This is a genomic window from Reyranella sp. GW821-FHT14A01 (assembly GCF_058803965.1).
The window spans coordinates 83,072-100,673 of record NZ_JBXAPM010000013.1 but is presented as its reverse complement, the minus strand read 5'-3'; the positions used below and the strand labels follow the sequence as shown (position 1 = coordinate 100,673).

20 protein-coding genes are annotated in these 17,602 nt (G+C 67.1%); 4 read left to right on the top strand and 16 right to left on the bottom strand.

The features are described from left to right. Positions 1-6: 6 nt before the first annotated feature. Positions 7-1,233 (top strand): hydantoinase/carbamoylase family amidase, encoded by a 1,227-nt coding sequence (locus tag AC1ROX_RS22980; RefSeq protein WP_493129498.1) that lies wholly within the window; start codon positions 7-9, stop codon positions 1,231-1,233. 43 nt (positions 1,234-1,276) lie between these two features. Further along, the gene (ybaK, locus tag AC1ROX_RS22975) at positions 1,277-1,750 is read left to right on the top strand and encodes a Cys-tRNA(Pro) deacylase (RefSeq protein ID WP_493129496.1); all 474 of its coding nucleotides are present in this window, start codon (positions 1,277-1,279) and stop codon (positions 1,748-1,750) included. On the opposite strand, the gene AC1ROX_RS22970 is transcribed toward ybaK, so the two are convergent. From AC1ROX_RS22970 to AC1ROX_RS22950, 5 genes are all read right to left on the bottom strand, one after another. Then, positions 1,747-2,529, bottom strand: coding sequence for a YkgJ family cysteine cluster protein (locus tag AC1ROX_RS22970; protein ID WP_493129494.1), 783 nt, complete (start codon positions 2,527-2,529; stop codon positions 1,747-1,749). The genes ybaK and AC1ROX_RS22970 overlap by 4 nt on opposite strands. Further along, positions 2,526-2,876, bottom strand: a complete 351-nt coding sequence (locus tag AC1ROX_RS22965; RefSeq protein ID WP_493129492.1) for a hypothetical protein — start codon at positions 2,874-2,876, stop codon at positions 2,526-2,528. Before AC1ROX_RS22965 ends, AC1ROX_RS22970 begins: the two co-directional genes overlap by 4 nt. A 32-nt stretch (positions 2,877-2,908) precedes the next feature. After that, positions 2,909-3,358, bottom strand: coding sequence for a hypothetical protein (locus tag AC1ROX_RS22960; RefSeq protein WP_493129490.1), 450 nt, complete (start codon positions 3,356-3,358; stop codon positions 2,909-2,911). Positions 3,359-3,372: 14 nt separating this feature from the next. After that, positions 3,373-3,894, bottom strand: a complete 522-nt coding sequence (locus AC1ROX_RS22955) for a prealbumin-like fold domain-containing protein (RefSeq protein WP_493129488.1) — start codon at positions 3,892-3,894, stop codon at positions 3,373-3,375. A 110-nt stretch (positions 3,895-4,004) separates the two neighbouring features. After that, complete coding sequence (locus tag AC1ROX_RS22950; RefSeq protein ID WP_493129486.1) at positions 4,005-4,814, bottom strand: hypothetical protein; 810 nt, start codon at positions 4,812-4,814, stop codon at positions 4,005-4,007. A 95-nt stretch (positions 4,815-4,909) separates the two neighbouring features. Between AC1ROX_RS22950 and AC1ROX_RS22945 the strand changes: the two genes are divergently transcribed. Beyond that, a complete protein-coding gene (locus AC1ROX_RS22945) occupies positions 4,910-5,290 on the top strand; it encodes a hypothetical protein (RefSeq protein ID WP_493129484.1) in 381 nt (126 codons plus the stop codon). A 13-nt stretch (positions 5,291-5,303) separates the two neighbouring features. Here the strand turns inward: AC1ROX_RS22945 and AC1ROX_RS22940 are convergent, their stop codons facing one another. From AC1ROX_RS22940 to AC1ROX_RS22925, 4 genes are read right to left on the bottom strand one after another with little or no spacing between them, the layout of a single operon-like run. Next, on the bottom strand, positions 5,304-5,666 hold the full coding sequence (locus AC1ROX_RS22940) for a DUF4189 domain-containing protein (RefSeq protein ID WP_493129482.1): 363 nt from the start codon (positions 5,664-5,666) through the stop codon (positions 5,304-5,306). Further along, on the bottom strand, positions 5,663-6,403 hold the full coding sequence (locus AC1ROX_RS22935) for an alpha/beta fold hydrolase (protein WP_493129480.1): 741 nt from the start codon (positions 6,401-6,403) through the stop codon (positions 5,663-5,665). The genes AC1ROX_RS22940 and AC1ROX_RS22935 overlap by 4 nt, the downstream gene beginning before the upstream one ends. A gap of 18 nt (positions 6,404-6,421) precedes the next feature. After that, complete coding sequence (locus AC1ROX_RS22930; RefSeq protein ID WP_493129478.1) at positions 6,422-7,417, bottom strand: tripartite tricarboxylate transporter substrate-binding protein; 996 nt, start codon at positions 7,415-7,417, stop codon at positions 6,422-6,424. A 26-nt stretch (positions 7,418-7,443) separates the two neighbouring features. Then, positions 7,444-8,496: a phosphotransferase gene (locus AC1ROX_RS22925; protein WP_493129476.1), complete on the bottom strand. Its 1,053-nt coding sequence runs from the start codon at positions 8,494-8,496 to the stop codon at positions 7,444-7,446. A 114-nt stretch (positions 8,497-8,610) separates the two neighbouring features. On the opposite strand from AC1ROX_RS22925, the gene AC1ROX_RS22920 reads away from it, so the two are divergent. Beyond that, entirely contained in the window at positions 8,611-9,804 is a 1,194-nt protein-coding gene (locus AC1ROX_RS22920) for an AI-2E family transporter (RefSeq protein ID WP_493129474.1), read from the top strand. Here the strand turns inward: AC1ROX_RS22920 and AC1ROX_RS22915 are convergent. From AC1ROX_RS22915 to AC1ROX_RS22885, 7 genes are all read right to left on the bottom strand, one after another. Then, a complete protein-coding gene (locus AC1ROX_RS22915; RefSeq protein ID WP_493129472.1) occupies positions 9,771-10,034 on the bottom strand; it encodes a hypothetical protein in 264 nt (87 codons plus the stop codon). The two genes, AC1ROX_RS22920 and AC1ROX_RS22915, sit on opposite strands and share 34 nt — an antisense overlap. Positions 10,035-10,077: 43 nt before the next feature. Beyond that, the gene (locus AC1ROX_RS22910) at positions 10,078-10,410 is read right to left on the bottom strand and encodes a hypothetical protein (RefSeq protein WP_493129470.1); all 333 of its coding nucleotides are present in this window, start codon (positions 10,408-10,410) and stop codon (positions 10,078-10,080) included. A 73-nt stretch (positions 10,411-10,483) separates the two neighbouring features. Continuing rightward, positions 10,484-11,188, bottom strand: a complete 705-nt coding sequence (locus tag AC1ROX_RS22905) for a glutaredoxin family protein (RefSeq protein WP_493129736.1) — start codon at positions 11,186-11,188, stop codon at positions 10,484-10,486. Positions 11,189-11,255: 67 nt separating this feature from the next. Then, on the bottom strand, positions 11,256-12,239 hold the full coding sequence (locus AC1ROX_RS22900) for a Bug family tripartite tricarboxylate transporter substrate binding protein (protein WP_493129468.1): 984 nt from the start codon (positions 12,237-12,239) through the stop codon (positions 11,256-11,258). Positions 12,240-12,275: 36 nt separating this feature from the next. Then, positions 12,276-12,659, bottom strand: a complete 384-nt coding sequence (locus tag AC1ROX_RS22895) for a VOC family protein (protein WP_493129466.1) — start codon at positions 12,657-12,659, stop codon at positions 12,276-12,278. Positions 12,660-12,686: 27 nt separating this feature from the next. Beyond that, positions 12,687-14,015 (bottom strand): LLM class flavin-dependent oxidoreductase, encoded by a 1,329-nt coding sequence (locus AC1ROX_RS22890; RefSeq protein ID WP_493129464.1) that lies wholly within the window; start codon positions 14,013-14,015, stop codon positions 12,687-12,689. Between the two features lie 4 nt (positions 14,016-14,019). Next, positions 14,020-17,601, bottom strand: a complete 3,582-nt coding sequence (locus AC1ROX_RS22885; protein WP_493129462.1) for an ABC transporter ATP-binding protein — start codon at positions 17,599-17,601, stop codon at positions 14,020-14,022. Between the last annotated feature and the right edge of the window lies 1 nt (position 17,602).

Sequence of the window (17,602 nt, the reverse complement as noted above, 5' to 3'; positions counted from 1 at the left end):
ATCCCAATGCCCACGATCAACGGTGAACGACTGCTCGGCGACCTGCGGCGCATTGCCGATTTCGGCCGCTACCAGACCGGCGTGCATCGCCCGCATCTGTCGCCGCAGGATGTCGAGAGCCGGCACTGGCTCGCCGCGCGCATGAAGGAAGCCGGCCTCGAACCGGTGATCGACGGCATCGGCACCGTGATCGGCAAGAGCCCGAAGACCGGCCCGCGCATCCTGATCGGCTCGCATTCTGACACCCAGCCGCGCGGCGGCTGGCTCGACGGCGTGATGGGCGTGATCTACGGGCTCGAAGTGGCGCGGGCGCTGGCGGAGGATCCCGAGACGGCGCATCTCGCCGTCGACGTCGCCTCCTGGGCCGACGAGGAGGGCCATTGGGGCCAGATGACTGGCAGCCGCTCCTTCATCGGCATCTTCTCCGAGGCCGACATCGACAAGGCCAAGCACCGTGACGAGGGCACGCCGATGCGCGAGGCGCTGAAGGCGGCGGGCCTCGAAGGCGTGCCGCGCGAGCATCTGGAAGAAGGCAGGTATCGCGGTTATCTCGAAGCCCATATCGAGCAGGGTGGACTTCTCGAAGCGGGCGAGAAGCGCATCGGTATCGTGACCGCCATCGTCGGCATCATGCAGTTCCGCCTGACCTTCAGCGGCATCCAGAACCATGCCGGCACCACGCCCATGCCGATCCGCAAGGATGCGGGCGTCGCCATGATGCGGCTCTACAACGACGTGATGGACAAGTTCCCCGCCGTCTCCGGTCCGCGCAGCGTGTGGACGGTGGGCAAGATGGTGCTGGAGCCCGGCGCGCCGGCGATCGTGCCCGGCCGGGCCGAGATGATCCTCCAGTTCCGCGACGCCGACTACAAGGTGTTGCAGGCATTCGAGGCCAAGCTGATGGAGATCGTCGCCGATCACCAGAAGAACAGCCCCTGCAAGGTCGAGTGCGTGAACCTCTCGCGCACCCAGCCGCTGGTGATGGACGAACGCTTCCTCGAAGCGATCGAGGAGTCGGCCGCAGTCCATGCCGCCGACAAGCATGTGCGCATGCCGTCGGGCGCGGGCCACGATGCCCAGGTGATCGGGCTGAAAATGCCGGCGGCGATGATGTTCGTGCCCTCGATCGGCGGCATCTCGCATCACTTCACCGAGAACACCCACGATGCCGACATCGTGCTGGGCTGCCAGGTCTTCGCCGACGCGACGGCGAAAATTCTGAAGGGAAACTGAGGGGCGACGACGCTATCCTGCTCCTCTCGAGCGAGGAGCAGGCATGTCGAAGGTCACGCGCGCCACGAAGGCGCTGGAGCAGGCGAAGGTTGCCTTCACCGTCCACACCTACGACTACGATCCCGACGCCGACAAGGTCGGCCTGCAGGCGGCCGAGGCGCTGGGCGAGGAGCCGCAGCGCGTCCTCAAGACGCTGATGACCCTGGTCGACGGCAAGGCGGCTTGCGTGATCGTGCCGTCCGACCGCGAGGTCTCCATGAAGAAGTTGGCCGCCGCGTTCAAGGGCAAGTCGGCGGAGATGATGAAGCCCGCCGATGCCGAGCGGATGACCGGCTACAAGGTGGGCGGCATCAGCCCGTTCGGCCAGATGCGGCCGGTGCGGACTGCCATCGAGGCCGAGGCGATGGCGCACGATCTGGTCTTCCTCAACGGCGGCCAGCGCGGGCTGCAGGTACGCATGTCCCCGCAGGACGTCGCTGCGGTGCTGAAGGCCGTGATCGCACCGCTGGTGGCCTAGTTAGCGGCGTCGGTCCGAAAGCGGGCGAAGATATCGCCCAGGATATCGGAAGCCGTGCGCGTCGGCGTGGCCGGAGCAACCTGGCCGGTATAGGCGAGCGCATAGATCAGCGGCATCCAGGTCTCGCCGGAATCATCGGCATCGGCCAGCATCAACGCCTTCGAAGGCCGCGTCGGCAGGTTCACCAGTTCGATGGTCGTGGGCGAAGGCGAGGTACAGTTGGCGGCAGGCGAGGTCACGAGATACTGCCGGCAGCTCAGCGGCCGGTCGGGATGGATCGAGCAGGAGTCTTCCTCGAGAAATGGACAGGCCACGCCCTGGCCGAAGTAGCGGATGCCCAGCTTGGACAAGGTGTCCGCGGTGTCTTCCCGGGCAGCGTCGATCTCCGCTACCACGCCGGCAGCATGGAGCGACTGCAAGGCCTCGTCGAAGCGCCGGTGAATCTCGCCGCGCCGCGGCTCGGGCATGGCTTCGACCAGCGCCGCCAGTGCGCGTGCCTCGGCCTGGGAGACCGGCACAAGCTGACGGCAGCAGGCACCGCAGCCGGCGCGGCATGAGATCGTGCGGCCTTCTGCCTCGGCCGCCACGACACTGCGGTCCACCACAAAGTCGGTGAGGTCCTGCAGGATGGGCAGGATGTCCTCGAAGTCGACCGGGCGCATGGGCACGATCAGCTCGAGGGTGACGGGCTCGTCGGCGAGGACCAGCACGACCTTGCCGACGACCAGCGCGTCGCGCTCGGGATCGCCGGCAAGGAGCTGCAGCGTCTCTTCGCTCACCGCCGCTGGTTCGACGGCGCCGCCGTCGCCGGGCTGGTCGTCGACGGTACAGCGGTGGCCGGGCCGGCCGTCGCCGGGAGGGCTGTCGACGGCTGCTTGGTCGCGACGCCGGCCTTGGCGGTGCGGCAGTATTTCTCGCCCTTGAACTCGACCAGCGTCCCTTGCTTGGCGGTGCACGCGCCAGCCGTCTTGTGGACGTCCATCTCGATCTTGGTGAAATTGAACTCGTTGGCGAGACCGTCGATCTTCAGGAAGTAATCGACCGAGGCCGACTGAGCGTGGACGACGACGGTTCCCAGGTCGAAGGCCACCATGCCCGTCAGGGCCAAGGCTATTTTCTTACGCATGACATTTCCCCTCGTTGACGCGCTGATACCGGCTAACGGCTCGTCGGCCGGGTTCCCGATGGCGGCGACACCGGCGTGGCGTCCCGACAAACTTTCTGTCCGTTGGCTGCCACTGCCATGACCGGCTTGACGGCGATGGTCCCGGGCGCCGTTGCCGGCGTCTGGTTGGTGACGTTGGTTGGATACTTGACGGTGAGCTGGTAGGTGCCTGCGTTGGGGAGCCGGAACGGCACCTCCTGGCCTGCATGGATGAGGCCCAGCACCTGATCGTGCGCCGTCTGCTGGTTGGCGGTGTTGACGAAGATGAAGCGATAGTTGGCCGTGACCGGACCCACCTTGACGATCACGTTGTAAGGCTGGTCCTGGCGCATGAAGCAGCCGGCCTGGATGCTCTGCACCACTGGATTGGGTACCTGGGCCTGAGCCAGGCCGGGCGCTAGGGCAGTGAGAGCGAGAGCCGTAAGCACGGTGACGGAACGCATGGGAAGTTTCCTCCTCACGGCTCGCGTCCGATGGTGCCTTGCCAACTGCTGGTCGCGCCTGCCGACGCGGGAACGGTGAAGGTGATGTCGACACCGCGCGCCGTCGCCGGTTGGCGGAAGGTCTGCGGTGCTACCCGAGTGGCGGCTTCCCTGGCCCTCTGTACGGCCGGAAGGAGCAGGCCCATCGAGACGACGACGTCCGTCTTTCCGTCGCCGCTCACATCCGCCGGGCCGGGATTGCCGGTCGTGGCGCGGCCCGCATTCGGTGACGATGCCTGGGAACGGGTCGATTGCTTGGACTTTGCGACGGCCGTCATCAGGCTCGGCCCGTCGATCTTGATCGTGTAGGTCCCGGGCGCCAGGTCCTTGAAGACGAATTGCCCGTTGGCATCGCTGCGCGCCTGACCGACGACTTTGCCGTCAGCGTACTTCGTGATGCTGATATCCTGTAACTTGATGTCGGCTGAAGCCTGCGCGAGCGGCAGGAATCCAAGCGTCATCGCGCCCAGAAGCGCGGCACCAATCCTGAAGAACATCGAGATCCCCCACCTGCCCACGACACCCTTGCGCGAGCGGGTGAATATTGCGCGTGGCATGAGGATTTTTGAAGCCCGATTTGCGGCCTTTTCGTGCTTTCTGGTTGGTACTACTGAGCCGCCGCCAGATAGCGGGCCAGGCCGCCTGCCTTGTCGGGCGGCAGCTTGGACGGCGTTGCGTTCAGGCGAATGCCCAATTCGCAGGCCTCTTCGCCCGAAAGCTTCGCGAGGTTCTGCAGCTTCTCGAAGTCGGCCGGCGTGAGCCCGCCCTCGACGAGGAGCGCACGCGCTTCGGTATCGTTCGGTACGGGCGGTTGCGCGGTGGTGCCGGATTTCATCGCGGTGCGTCCCGAGCGATAGGCCTTCTCCATCGCCGTCAGCATCTCGCGCATCAGCTTCTGGCCCTGCGCATCGAGCCGGTCGGGATGCTGGATGCCGATCAACGCGAGCTCGCGGCAGGCCGCGACATTGGTGCCGCGGAGATGTCGCATCAGGGCAATGCGCGCGGCCAGAACGCCCTCGGCGTCGGCGGCGTCAGTCGCCTTCAGGGCCGGCACGATATGGGTGGCGCGCAGCTCGCTCATCAGCACCAGCGGACGCGGCGCGCCCGTGGTCGTGGGATTGCGCAGCTCCTCCTTCAGGGAGGCGCGCAGGCGCGTCTCGGCATCGGGCACATCGGCGAGCACCAGGCCGACCAGCGGCAGGGTGCGCGCTTCGACCATGGCATTGTCGACCATCTGGGTATCGTCGCCGGTCATGGCTTCGAGCCCATAGACCGCGCCGGCGGCGGCCAGTGCACCGGCGATCGTCGCGGCGGCGGAGCGTATCAGCCGTTGCCGGGAGGAGGCGTTGCGGCCGAACAGGTAAAGCGCGGCGCCGGCTACCGCGGCCACAACGACGATGACGGCGATCTTTTCCACAAAACTACTCCTGTTTGCACGAACGGCCGGGCATGGTAATCGCGCCACCCTGCCGCACGGATGCGGTAGAATGTGGGCAACCCGGACCGCTATCCATGCCGATCCATGTCGATGTCTTTCATCCCAGCCGGCTGGTCATCGCCGTCGTCCGGGGCGCTTTCACGGCCGACGATGTCCGCGACGCGGTGCAGAAGATGCTGGCCGGCGACATGCTCCACTACAGCAAGATCATCGACATCTCCTCGCCCACCTCGCCGATGGACAAGGCCAGGGTCGAGGCGATCGCCAATCTCGTTCTTGCTCACAACAGCGACAAGCCACGGGGGCCGGTGGCTTTCGTCGTCAGCCCCGGCCAGGCGGCCGACAATGCCGAGGCGTTCGCCAGGCTCACCGGCGGCCTGCGCCCGGTGAAGGTCTTTCACAGCCTGCACGAGGCACGGAAGTGGCTCGACGAGAATTCGCGGCCGCCGGCCTGACCGACGCGAAAGCCTACTCGAAGCAGCGCGCGCTGCGGATGGTGCAGGAGTTGCTGGGCACCCGCGCGTTGCATTCGTTCCAGGCGGACTGTTCGGCATCCTGCCGGGTCGGGGCGGCGCCATAGCCCGAGGCCTGCCCGTTGTCGCTATGGGCATAGGCGATGCAGCGCTGCGGCGCGGCCATGCGGATCTGGCACTCCAGCGGTCCGCATTCGGCCAGCGCCGAGGTCTCGGCAGCCTCGCGCGTCGCCATGCCGGCCGAGACGCCGAACAGGCGTTCGTTGTCGGTCGCGACGGCGCCCCACACTTCCTGCGCCTGGGCGGTCGCGGTCGTGGCGAGCAAGGTGGCGAGCAGGATCGTGAGTCTCCGGATCATAGGGTGTTCTTCTCGAGAAAGGCGCGGACGCGGTTGATCGATTCCTGCAGGAAGTGCGGCGCCCGCCAGTCCTTCTGGACCTCGATGTTGGGCGCGAGGGCGGCGATCTCGTCGCTGGTATGGGCGGGATGCGGCTTGTCGGTGCCGGGCTGCAGCAACAGCGGCGTCCTGCAGTTCTTCACGAAGTCGCGCGTGACCGAGAAGACGAAGTCGGAGCCGAACATGTTCTTGCCGAAGCTCTGGATCGTCTCTTCGGAGATCGACGGATCGCGCGCCCGCACGGTCGCGCTGTAGCCCTTCACCGCTTCGTCCCAGGTGTCGCGGTTCTCCCACAGGCCGATCGGGTTCTGCAGGACGGCGGCGGCGACGCGATCCGGCGCCTGTTCGATCGCCTCGAAGCAATAGCTGCCGCCGATGCAGCCGCCCATCACCGCGAAGCGCTTGAAGCCGAGATGGTCGATCAGCGCCAGGTGGTCGGCGGCGAAGGTGTGCCAGCCATGGTCGGGCTTTACGTCGGCGACCGACTTGCCGGCGTTGCGCTGGTCCATCGAGATGACGGTGAACTTGTCGGCCAGCGCCGTGCGCGGGTCCATCCAGGGACGCGGCGCGCCGTCGGCGCCGGGCCCCCAGAATTCGATCGACGAGCGCAGGCCGCCGGCTGCGTAGAGCAGGAGCGGAAAGCCCTTTCCGTGGACCTCGTAATGGATCTCGGCGTCGGGCCGTTTCAGGATCGGCATGCACTCGTCTCCGTAGGTTTACCCCTGCGGCTTATAGCCGATCGTGTCGATGATCGTCTTCCAGTGTGCGAGGTCCTTGGCCATGCGCTCGGTGAACTGGTGGGGCGTCGAGGTCTCGACGTCGAGGCCGAGCTCGACCAGCTTCTTCTGGATCTCGGGGATCTCCAGCACCGCCTTCAGCTCCTTGCCCCAGGCATCGATCAGCGGTGCCGGCGTCTTGGGCGGGGCGAAGAAGACGTACCAGCCCAGGATCGAGAGCTGCGGGTAGCCGAGCTGGCTGATGGTCGGGATCTCGGGCGCCGAGGTGGTGGGCTTAACGCCGGAAGTGAAGATGACCTTCACCTTGCCGGCGCGGTGATGCTCCAGGAAGTCGGTGATGCCGCCGCAGCCGGCCGCGATATGGCCGCCCTGCAGGTCGGCGACCAGCGGCGCGGCACCGCGGTAGGGGATCGGCTCCAGCGGGATACCCACGGCCTTGCCGGCCATGACGCCGAAGAAATGCGTGAAGGAGCCCAGCGCGGTGGTGCCGAAGGAGGCCCGAGTCGGGTTCTTCTTCAGCCACTCGACATATTCCTTGAGGTTATTGACGCCGATGGTCGGCGACACGCAGAAGGCGGTCTGCACCGTGCCGGCCATCGTGATCGGCGCGATGTCGGTCATGGGATCGAACGGCACCGCCGGCATGGTGAGCTTCTGCACGATGGTGGCCGAGGGCACGTAGGCGATCGTCGTGCCGTCGGTGCCGGCGTTCTTCAGGTCGCCCACGGCGATGGTGCCCGAGGCGCCGGCCTTGTTGTCGATGATGACGTTGCGGCCGGTGCGCTGCTTCAGCGGCTCGGCGATCAGGCGCGCCATCACGTCGGTGCCGCCACCGGCCGGAAAGCCGACCAGGATCTTGAGCGGCTTGTCGGGCAGGCCGGTCTGCTGGGCGCGGACGCTCGGTATGAGGGGCGTGCTGAGTGCTGCGCCGGTCATCAGGATCGATGTACGCCGGCCGATCTTCTTCATTGTCATTTTTTGTTTCCTCCACGTCGCTTTTGTTAGGACACCAGACTCCATGCGAGCTCGGCCCGTTCTCGTGCGGACTTGCTCATCTTGATCGATTCGGGGTTGGACGAATTGCCCTGCAGGCCGCGGCGATAGACGCCCTGCGCGATGGCGGCGAGGCGGAACAGGGAAAAGGCGAGGTAGTAGTTCCAGTTCGGAATCGAGCGTCGCCCGGTGCGCCGGCAGTAGGCCGCCACATAGTCCTGCTCGGTCGGCAGGCCGATGGCGGCGAAGTCGACCGTGGCAAAGCCGTGCGGCGGCTCCTTGAGATGGTAGCCGAGGCAATTGTAGGCGACGTCGCACAAAGGATGGCCGAGCGTCGACAGTTCCCAGTCGAGGACCGCCACGACCCGCGGCTCGGTCGGATGGACGATCAGATTGCCGAGGCGATAGTCGCCATGGACGATGGTGGTGGGATCGCCGTCGTCGGGCACGTTCTCCGGCAGCCAGGCCGAGAGCCTGTCCATCGCCGGGATGTCCTCGGTCTTCAGCTCGGCATATTGCCGGCTCCAGCGCGAGATCTGGCGGGCGATGTACTGGCCGCTGCGGCCATAGTCGCCGAGACCGACCTTCACGGGATCGACCTTGTGCAGGCGGGCGAGCACGTCGTTCATCGAATCGAAGATCGCCGTGCGCTCGGCCGGCGTCTGATCGGGCATCGCCGGGTTGACCAGGATGCGACCGGGCACCGCCTCCATCACGTAGAACATCTGGCCGATGACGGCGTCATCGTCGCAGAGCAGCCGGGCCGGCGCGACCGGCACGTCGGTGGCGGCGAGGGCGGAGATCACCCGGAATTCGCGATCGACCTGATGCGCCGAGGCGACCAGCTGGCCCGGCGGTTTCTTGCGCAGCACGAAGTCGCGGCGGCCGTCTTCCATGTCGGCGGCAACGAAGAAGGTCGGATTGGAATGACCCGAATCGAACTGCCGGACTTCAAGTCCTCCACGATAGCCCGCGAGGTTCGCGCGGAAGTAGCGGCCGAGGGAGTCCACGTCGAAACGATGGCGCTCCATCACGGGAACGGTATCGGCGTAAGTCGGCATGCGAGGGCGAGCGTAGGGGCGGGAGGGAGGTGCGGGCAAACGGTCCATCCCGCAGGGAGGAACAGAGCGGAACTCCGGTTGCATCGCGGCGTTACTGCCGATCAGCGAGGTCCCGTGGCCGAAAATTCAGTCCTGCGCGTGCCGACCGTCCATGTGCAAGGCGGCTCGGCCATCCGTCGTCCGCTGATCGTGTTGGCGGTCTGCGCCGTCGGTGTCGTCGCCTATCTCGCCCGCGACTTCCTGATCCCCACGGCGGCCGCCATTGTCCTCGCGCTCATTATGACGCCGGTCGCCAAGAAGCTCGAACGCCTGCGCCTGCCGCCGACCGTGGCCGCAGGTGCCTCGGTGTCTTTGCTGGCGCTTGTCGTTGCGGGCCTGCTGGTGGTGTCGGCCCCGGCGATCACGAGCTGGGCGGAGCAGGCGCCCTATCTCACCTACACGCTGGAGCGGAAGCTCGAAGGTCTGCGCAAGTCGCTGGCCATCGTGAAGCAGGTCACCGACCGGGTGGAGCAGGCGACGCAGGCCCAGCCGGCGCAAACCACGAAGGAAGAGAAGCCACCCGAAAAGATCGTCGTGCGCGACAAGTCCCTGATCTCGGAAGTCATGAGCACCACGCCGGCGCTGTTGCTCCAGATGGGCTACGCGGCCGTGCTGGCTTTCATGCTTCTGGCGCATCGCAACGACCACAAGCGCCAGATCCTGAAGGTTCCTCTCAACTTCCATACGCGGGTGCGGATGGCGCGCGTCATGCGGGACATCAACGACCGCGTCGGTACCTATCTGTTCGCGCTGGTGGTCATCTACTCGCTTGTGGCAGTCGCTTCGACCATCGTGCTGGCCTTGCTGGGCTTTCCCAATCCCGTGCTGTGGGGCGTGCTGATGGGCCTGGCGTCGTTCGTGCCGTTCGTCGGACCGCCGGTTGCCATCGGGCTGGTGGCGTTCGTGGCGCTTCTTACCTACGAGGACTGGATGCACATGGTAGCGGCACCGCTGGTGCTCGCCGCCATCCATTTCGTCGAATCGCAACTCATCACACCGGCTTTCGTCAGCCGGCGCTGTGCGCTCAACACGGTGGCGGTGTTCGCCGGCGTGGCGCTGCTGGGTTGGATGTGGGGGGCGATCGGCGCGATCGTGGCGGTGCCGCTGCTGATCCTGGTCAGCACGGTCGCGGCGCACCTGCCGTCGCTGCGCTGGCTGGAAGTTCTCTTGTCCGAGGATCGGCCGGTAAGTCAGCGGCTGGCCGTCAAGCCGCCGCTTGCTTCCGTGGCACCCATTCAGGTCCGGCGTCGCCGCGTGGCCACGAAGTAGCCCAAGCCAAGCGCGCCCCAGAAGGCGCCGACGATGGCCGAGGCGCTGGCCGGATCGAGCTGACGCTCGATCAGTGCATAAGCAGAAAAGGAAAGACAGACCGCGCTTACGGCGATGGCGAGCGCCGCGCCCACGGTGAGGAGCGTGCGGTCGACGGCATCGCGGGCAGCCGTACGCAGCGAACGGGCCGCGGCAGCACTGGCCGCGACCCGGAGCATGGGGCCGATCATCGAGGGTCTCTCTTCCTTGAGGGGCCGGACAGTCTTTGGCCGGCTACTGCCGACGACAAAGCCAGCCTGCGAGGAAGCCGATCCCGACGATGGCGGCAACCGTGGTCAGCGGCCGGGCTTCGGTGTGCTCGACCAGCTTGTCCGTCGCCTTGTTCTTGAGGTCGATCGTATCCTGGGCAATCGCCTTGGCCGTGTCGCCATACTTGGCGATCAGCTCGCGGGCCGCGCGGATCGTGTCCTCCACGGCTTCCTCGCCCTTGGCAACGATCGAGTGTCCGGTGCCGTTCATCGACTCCGTGAGTTCCTCGAGCTGGGCCTTGAGCATGTTGATCTCCTTGGCGAGATCCTTGCCGTTGGCGTGGCTGGCAGCGCGCATGGTTGCTCCTCCGGAAAGATTGAGGTGGGTGTGTCAGCGACCAAACGCCCAACCCCCTCCGGAGGTTGCGATTCTAGCCGTCCCACACGTTCTGGGGCAGGGGCAGGCGCGCGAAATCGGCGGCGCCGAGCGGCCGGTGGTGGGTCACGCCCTCGCGCTCCAGTAGCATCATCCATTGCCGGACGTGCTGGCCGGAGTGCCAGGTCGTGCGCTCCAGCAGTTCATGCAGGCTCTGCGCGCCATAGTAGGTCGCAAGCATTCGCGCGGCGCCGGTGTCGCCGTGGGCCCACCAGTTGCGGAACCGCTCCTGTACGGCGGCGCCATAGGCCGCGACGGATTTCATGTCGGCATCGGCGGCCGGCTCCTCGCGGAACGCCGCCTGTACCAGGGTCGTGCCCTGCTCGGCATCGAGGAACGCCGCGACGACCCGGAAGAGATGGAAGGCGAGCGCGCGATAGCTGCGCGGGCGGCCCGGCACGTGGATATGGAGCTTCTCGTAGGGCATGAGCGGCAGCAGGCCGATGGCCGCGGTCATGAACTTGTCGAGCCGGGCGTAGAGTTCGGCCGGCGACAGTTCAGGCCCCGATTTCTCCTGCAGGCCGAGGAAGGCCACGATCTCCCGCGTGCTCTGGCCGAAGATGAATTTCTTGCCGCGCGACAGGACGGGCACCGAGCGCGCGCCCAGTGCCTGCAACTCGGCCAAGCCGGCCGGATCCTCGAGGACATTTACGGAGACGAAGTCGATCCCACGGACCGATAGAAACTCTTTGAGTCTCAGGCAGCTGGTTCAACCGGGCTGCCAGAATACCTTCAGTGGCTCTGTCATGACCTACTCCTGATCAAGCTCAATTGGCTGCCCGTATGCCCAGCATGTCAAGCAGCCTCCGCCAGCGATCGTAATCCGCGGCAAGACGCACCGCGCATTCGTCCGGCTTGGTGACACCGACAATGACGCCATACTGCGTGAGCTGTTCCTTCACATCGGGTGCTTCCACGGCACTGGTCAGCGCGCGATTCCAGGCGGCGATGAGAGGTGGCGGCAGATTGCCGGGCGCGAAGAAGGCGTACCAGTCGATGAGCTGAAGCTGCGGGAAGCCCAGTTCGACGACCGTGGGTATATCGGGCAGCACGCGATTGCGCGCCGGTCCCGACGTGGTGAGGACCCTGAGCTTGCCGCTGCGATGCTGGTGCACGAACGACGCGAGGCCGCCGCAGCCGGCGGGAATGCGGCCCTGGCCGAGATCGGAGGAGAGCGGGCCAGTGCCACGGAAGGGAACGGGATCGAGCGAGAGCTCGTACTGCTGCGCGAGGAGCTGCGCGAAGTATTGCGAGAAGGTCTCGGGTGCGGCGTTGCCGAAGCGGCGACGCTCCGGCGGCCCGTCCTTCACCCACTGCACATACTCCGCCATCGTCCTTACGCCGATCGAGGATGAGACGACGAACGCCGTCTCGAACGTCCCGACCATGCCGAGCGGCGTCAGGTCCTGCAGGGGATCGAACGGGAAGGTCGCGGGCGAGGTCAGACGCCCGATCATCGTGGTACTCGGCAACAGTCCGATGATCGCGCCGTCGGACGCGGCCTTCTTCAGCGCATCTCCCATCGTGGCGCCGGCCGCACCGGGACGGTTCTCGACGGTGACGGGGCGGCCGACGCGCTGCTGGATCGCCGGCGCGATGGCGCGCGCCACGACGTCGGAGCCGCCGCCCGCCGCGAAGCCGACCCAGACGCGGATGGCACGATCGGGAAGCCCGGCTTGGGCGAAGGCCGGCAGAGACAACAAAGCCGGGCCGGCCGAGGCCAGCAGGGCGCGACGGTGAAGCAGGGCCATGGACTGAACTACGCGACGTTACAGGCTTTGGATCGCCTAGGACTTGCGGTGACAGACCACGCAGATCTTGTTGCCGTCGAGGTCGCGCAGGTAGGCGCCGTAATAGTTGGGGTGATAGTGCGCGCGAATGCCCGGTGCGCCTTCGTCCTTGCCGCCCACTTCCATTGCCGCCTTGTGGGCGGCGTCGACGGCGCTCCGATCGGGCGCTTCGAGGCCGATGGTGATGCCGTTGCCGACCGAGGCGGCCCGCTTGTCGATCGGGCTGACGATCCAGAGCTGCGGTCGTCCACCCGCCGGGCCGTAGCCCACGGCATTGGGATAATCCATGTGGCGCACCAGGCCGAGCGGCTGCAGGAGCGCGTCGTAGAAGGGCTTGGCCTTGCCCACATCGTTGCTGCCGATCGTCACATGACTGAACATGGATCGCCTCTTCCCGGACTCACGTCTTCAGGATGACGCAGTCCCCGGCCGCGGCAAGCCGAAATGATCGCGCAGGGTGGTGCCCTCATAGGCGCTGCGGAAAAGCCCGCGCTTCTGAAGGATCGGCACGACCTCCGCCACGAACACGTCGAGCATCGAGGGCAGCAGGGGCGGCATGAGGTTGAAGCCATCGGCGGCGCCGTCGTTGAACCAGTCCTCGATCAGGTCGGCGATCTGCTCGGGCGTGCCCGCGGTGGTGTAATGGCCGCGGGCGCCGGCGAGATAGGCCAGCAACTGGCGCAGTGTGAATTTCTCGCGACGGACCAGCCCCACGATCACTTCGGTGCGGCTGCGCGCGGCCTGGACCGTGCCGGGATCGGGGAAGTCCTCTTCCGTGAGCGGCCGGTCGAGCGGCAGGTGCGAGAAATCGTGGCCGCCGAACCGCCCGCTCAGGCGCTTGCGCCCGACTTCGGGATCGGTGAGCTCGTTCAGTTCCTTCGCCAGCCGCTTGGCCTCCATCTCGGTCGAGGCGATCACCGGGCTGAGGCCGGGCAGGATTAGCACATGCTCGGCGGGACGGCCTTCCGCCGCCGCCAGCTTCTTCAGGTCGGCATAGAACTCCTGCGCCGTGCTCTTCTCCATCTGCGCAGTGAACACCGCCTCGGCATGGCGCGCGGCGAAGCGGCGGCCGGTGTCGGACGAGCCTGCCTGCACGAACACGGGGCGTCCCTGCGGACCGCGCGGCATGTTGAGCGGGCCGGCCACGCGATAGAACTTGCCCTCGTGGTCGATCGGCTTGATGCGGTCGGCCCGTGCGTAGTGGCCGCTGGCGCGATCGTCGAGCACGGCATCGTCGGCCCAGCTGTCCCACAGCGCCTTCGCGACCTGCACGAACTCCTCGCCGCGCTCGTAGCGTTCGTCGTGGCTCACCAGCCCGGTGCCGCCGAAGTTGCGCGCCGCCGGCGCGAGCCAGGAGGTCACGATGTTCCAGCCGACCCGGCCGCCGCTGATATGGTCGAGCGAGGCGAACTGGCGCGCGAGGTTGAAGGGCTCCGAATAGGTGGTCGAGGCCGTGGCGATCAGGCCGATGCGGCTGGTCGAGCCGGCGAGCGCGCCCAGCGTCGTGATCGGCTCCAGCCAGGTGCTGGCGGCATGCGCCACGGTATCGGCCAAAGCGAGCTGGTCTGCCAGGAAGATCGAATCGAAGAGGCCGGCCTCGGCGCGCCGGGCGACATCGCGGAAATACTCGATGTCGGTCAGCGCCAGCGGGGAGGAACCGGGATGCCGCCACGACGCTTCGTGATGGCCGCGGCTCTGGATGAAGAGATTGATATGGAGTTGGCGGGTACGCTTCATCCCCTCACTGTGCAGCCGGCGCATAGACGGCCGCAAGCTGGCGCGACACCAATCGTGCGTAGAGTCCGCCACGCGCAAGGAGCGAGGCGTGCGTTCCACTTTCCGCCACGCGGCCCTCGTCGAGCACCACGATCAGGTCGGCGTCGCGCACCGTCGAAAGACGATGGGCGATGACGATGGTCGTGCGGTCGGCCTTCAGCACATCGAGTGCGCGGCGCACGGCCTGTTCGTTCACCGCGTCGAGATGCGAGGTCGCCTCGTCGAGGATCAGGATGGGCGCGTCCTTCAGAAAGGCGCGCGCGATGGCGACGCGTTGACGTTGACCGCCGCTCAGGCTGGTGCCGCGCTCGCCGACGGGCGAATCGAGGCCCTGCGGCAGTGCGGCGACCAGCTCGCCCAGCGAGGCATGCTCGATGGCGGCCAGCAGTTCGGCCTCCGTCGCCTCGGGCCGCGCGATCAGGATGTTGGCGCGCAGCGTGTCGTTGAAAAGGTAGGTGTCCTGCGCCACGAGCGCGACGAGCCCGCGCAGTTCGTCGAGCTTGTAGTCGCGCAGGTCCGCGCCGTTCAGCGTGATGCGGCCGGAGTCGGGATCCCAGAAGCGCATCAGCAACTGCGCCGTCGTGGTCTTGCCGGCGCCCGACGTCCCCACCAGCGCCACCGTCTTGCCGGCGGGAATGGCGAAGCTGACGTCGGACAGCGCCCGCCGCGTCTGGCCGGGATAGGTGAAGTTCACCTGATCGAGTTCCAGCGCCGCCGCACCGTGCCTGGCCGGCACGCCCTTGCCGTCGCGCACCGGGATCGGCTCGTTGGCCAGCGCATAGACGCGCCGCGTCGCGCCCAGCGTGTCGGCAAGCTGGCGGCCGATCTGTGCGATCTCCGAGACCGGCAGGAAAGCCGACATGGCAAGGATGGTCATCAGCGGCAGCAGGCCGGGATCGAGCGCGCCATGCGAGGCGAGGATCGCGCCGACCACGACGATGGCGAGACCACCGAGGCCCGTCAGCACCTCGAGGATGGCGTGCTGCATCGTCAGCTCGCTGAAGAAGGGCAGGCGCAGCGAGATGTGGCGCTGCGACAGTTCGTCGAGCCGGTCGCCGCGCGCACGCTCCTGCTGGTTGGCGACGATCTCGCCAAGCCCTTGGACCGAGTCGACGGCGAAGGCGCCGAGTTCGCCGGCCGCCTCGCGCGCCTGGCTGCCCAGCCGATCCACACGCTTGCGCATCAGGAACGGGCTGAGGCCGACGGCCAGCAGGAACGGCACCAGGGTGATCGCCAGCCAGCCGCTGTTTGCCGCGAGCGCGATCACCACGGCGGCGGGGATCAGGATGGCGACGAAGGCCGGCGCCACCGTGTGGGCGAAGAAATACTCGACCAGCTCGATGTCGTGCGTGGCCAGCGCCATCAGATCGCCGGTGCGGCGGCGCGTGAGATAGGCGGGCGCCAGCGCGTCGAGCTTGCGGAAGGCGTCGATGCGCATCTCGGCCAGCAGGCGGAACGCCATGTCGTGCGCCAGCCAGGATTCGAACCAGTGCAGGATGCCCGAGACCGGCGCGAGGATCGCCAGCGCGATGGCGAGGCCGCCATAAGGCTGGTGGTTCTTGAGCGCCAGCACGATCAGCGCCGAGAGCACGCCGATGCCGATGAAGGCGACGACGCGCGCCACGCCCAGGACGAAGGTGGCGGTGAGCTTGCCCTTCCACGGCATGATGACCTTCATCAGGGCGACCACGACCTGGTACCAGGTGAGGCCCTCGGCCTTGATGATGCCTTCGGTGACGGGCTTCATCGCGCCGCCCGACGTGCTGGCGATCGTCTCGGCGCGCTGCGGCGCGGCAAGGGAATCGATCGTGACGCCGGCCTGCTGCTCGCGCGCTTGTTCGGCCATGAGCTGCGAATAGACGCCGCCCCGGCTCATCAGCGCATCGTGCCTTCCTTCCTCGGCGACATGGCCGCGATCCAGCACGAGGATGCGGTCGCAGTCGATGACGCTCGACAGGCGATGCGCCAGGATCAAGGTCGTGCGGCCCTGCATCAGCCGGTCGAGCGCCTCCTGGATTACTGCCTCGTTCTCGGCATCGACGGCGGAGAGGGCTTCGTCGAGCACGAGAATCGGCGTGTCGCGCAGCAGCGCGCGGGCGATGGCGACCCTCTGGCGCTGGCCACCGGAGAGCTTGATGCCCTTCTCACCGATGATCGTCGCGTAGCCCTGCGGCAGGCTTTCGATGAAGTCGTGAATGTTGGCGGCGCGGGCGGCGTCCTCCAGCTCCTCGCGGGAGGCGCCGGGCCGGCCCAGGCGGATATTCTCCTCGACGGTGCCATGGAACAGGAACGTGTCCTGGTTCACCACCGAGATCAGCGAGCGGATCTGCGCGAAGGAGAGCGTCCGCAGGTCGTGGCCGCCCAGCAGGATGCGGCCCTGGTCGGGATCGTAGAAGCGCAGCAGCAGGCGCACGATCGACGACTTGCCGCCACCCGAGGAGCCGACGAGGCCCAGCCGCTCGCCGGCGGCGGCCGTGAAGTTCAGCCGCTCGTGCACGGTGCGGCGCGTGCCGGGATAGGCGAAGCGCACATCCTCGAAGGCGATGGTGGGCGCCAGCAGCCCGTCGAGCCGCGCCGGCGCCGGATCGATCACCGACGGCGTGTCGTCGAGGATGCGGTAGATGCCTTGCGCGGCCGAGAGGCCGACCATGCCCTGGTGCAGCACCGAGCGCAGTTCGCGCATCGGCCGGAAGATTTCGATGCCCAGCATCAGGATGATGAGCAGCGCCGTCAGCGTCATCGATCCGGCTTCTACCCTCGAGGCGCCGTAGATCAGCGCCGCCGCCGCGCCGCCTGCGATCGACGTGTCGGTGATGCCGCGCGCCAGCGAGTTGGTGCCCAGCACCCACATGGTGCGGCGGAAGAGATCGCGCGCCTCGACCTCCAGCTTGTCAGCGCGAGTCTTGCCCTGGCCGAAGGCCTTCAAGGTTGCGAGGCCCTGGATCGAATCGAGGAACTCCGCGGCGAACGACTTGTAGGCCGTCATGCGCGCAATCGAGGCCCGAACGTCCCACTTGTGCCAGAGCGCGGGGGCGAAAAGCGCCACCAGCGCGAAGCCCAACATGACCAGTGCCACCGGCAGGTCGATGAAGGAGATCACGACGAAGATCAGGATCGGCGTCAGCAGCGCGATCAGGAACTGCGGCAGGAACTGGCCGAAATAGGTTTCGAGCTGTTCCACGCCGTCGATCATCGACAGGGTGAGGCCGCCCGAGCGCTGCCGGCCCACGGTTGCCGGACCGAGCGAGGCCACCTTGTCGTAGAGCGTGCGGCGCAGGACCTTCTGCACCCGCGCCGCCGTCTCATGCGCCATCACCGCCCGCCAATGCTCCGCCGCGCCGCGCAGCACCATCACCGCGGCGATCAGCAGGATCGGCCACACCAGCTCCTGCAGCGGCCGCCCGACGAAGATCTGGCCGATCAGCCAGCCGAGAAGGCCGAGCCGGGCGATGCCGCATCCGACGCCCAGCAGGCCGATGGCGACGGTGGCGGCGATGCGGGCGCGGACGCCCTTGGTGAAAACCAGCAGGCGGGGTTCGATGTGCATG

Excerpts from the sequence above, each read along its gene's own strand:
- AC1ROX_RS22915 (WP_493129472.1), bottom strand. The coding sequence starts at position 10,034 with ATGATCGGCCCCATGCTCCGGGTCGCGGCCAGTGCTGCCGCGGCCCGT.
- AC1ROX_RS22900 (WP_493129468.1), bottom strand. The coding sequence starts at position 12,239 with ATGGCCCTGCTTCACCGTCGCGCCCTGCTGGCCTCGGCCGGCCCGGCT.
- AC1ROX_RS22885 (WP_493129462.1), bottom strand. The coding sequence starts at position 17,601 with ATGCACATCGAACCCCGCCTGCTGGTTTTCACCAAGGGCGTCCGCGCC.
- AC1ROX_RS22890 (WP_493129464.1), bottom strand. The coding sequence starts at position 14,015 with ATGAAGCGTACCCGCCAACTCCATATCAATCTCTTCATCCAGAGCCGC.
- AC1ROX_RS22955 (WP_493129488.1), bottom strand. The coding sequence starts at position 3,894 with ATGTTCTTCAGGATTGGTGCCGCGCTTCTGGGCGCGATGACGCTTGGA.
- AC1ROX_RS22980 (WP_493129498.1), top strand. The coding sequence starts at position 7 with ATGCCCACGATCAACGGTGAACGACTGCTCGGCGACCTGCGGCGCATT.
- AC1ROX_RS22895 (WP_493129466.1), bottom strand. The coding sequence starts at position 12,659 with ATGTTCAGTCATGTGACGATCGGCAGCAACGATGTGGGCAAGGCCAAG.
- ybaK (WP_493129496.1), top strand. The coding sequence starts at position 1,277 with ATGTCGAAGGTCACGCGCGCCACGAAGGCGCTGGAGCAGGCGAAGGTT.
- AC1ROX_RS22940 (WP_493129482.1), bottom strand. The coding sequence starts at position 5,666 with ATGATCCGGAGACTCACGATCCTGCTCGCCACCTTGCTCGCCACGACC.
- AC1ROX_RS22910 (WP_493129470.1), bottom strand. The coding sequence starts at position 10,410 with ATGCGCGCTGCCAGCCACGCCAACGGCAAGGATCTCGCCAAGGAGATC.
- AC1ROX_RS22930 (WP_493129478.1), bottom strand. The coding sequence starts at position 7,417 with ATGACAATGAAGAAGATCGGCCGGCGTACATCGATCCTGATGACCGGC.
- AC1ROX_RS22965 (WP_493129492.1), bottom strand. The coding sequence starts at position 2,876 with ATGCGTAAGAAAATAGCCTTGGCCCTGACGGGCATGGTGGCCTTCGAC.
- AC1ROX_RS22945 (WP_493129484.1), top strand. The coding sequence starts at position 4,910 with ATGCCGATCCATGTCGATGTCTTTCATCCCAGCCGGCTGGTCATCGCC.
- AC1ROX_RS22925 (WP_493129476.1), bottom strand. The coding sequence starts at position 8,496 with ATGCCGACTTACGCCGATACCGTTCCCGTGATGGAGCGCCATCGTTTC.
- AC1ROX_RS22960 (WP_493129490.1), bottom strand. The coding sequence starts at position 3,358 with ATGCGTTCCGTCACCGTGCTTACGGCTCTCGCTCTCACTGCCCTAGCG.
- AC1ROX_RS22935 (WP_493129480.1), bottom strand. The coding sequence starts at position 6,403 with ATGCCGATCCTGAAACGGCCCGACGCCGAGATCCATTACGAGGTCCAC.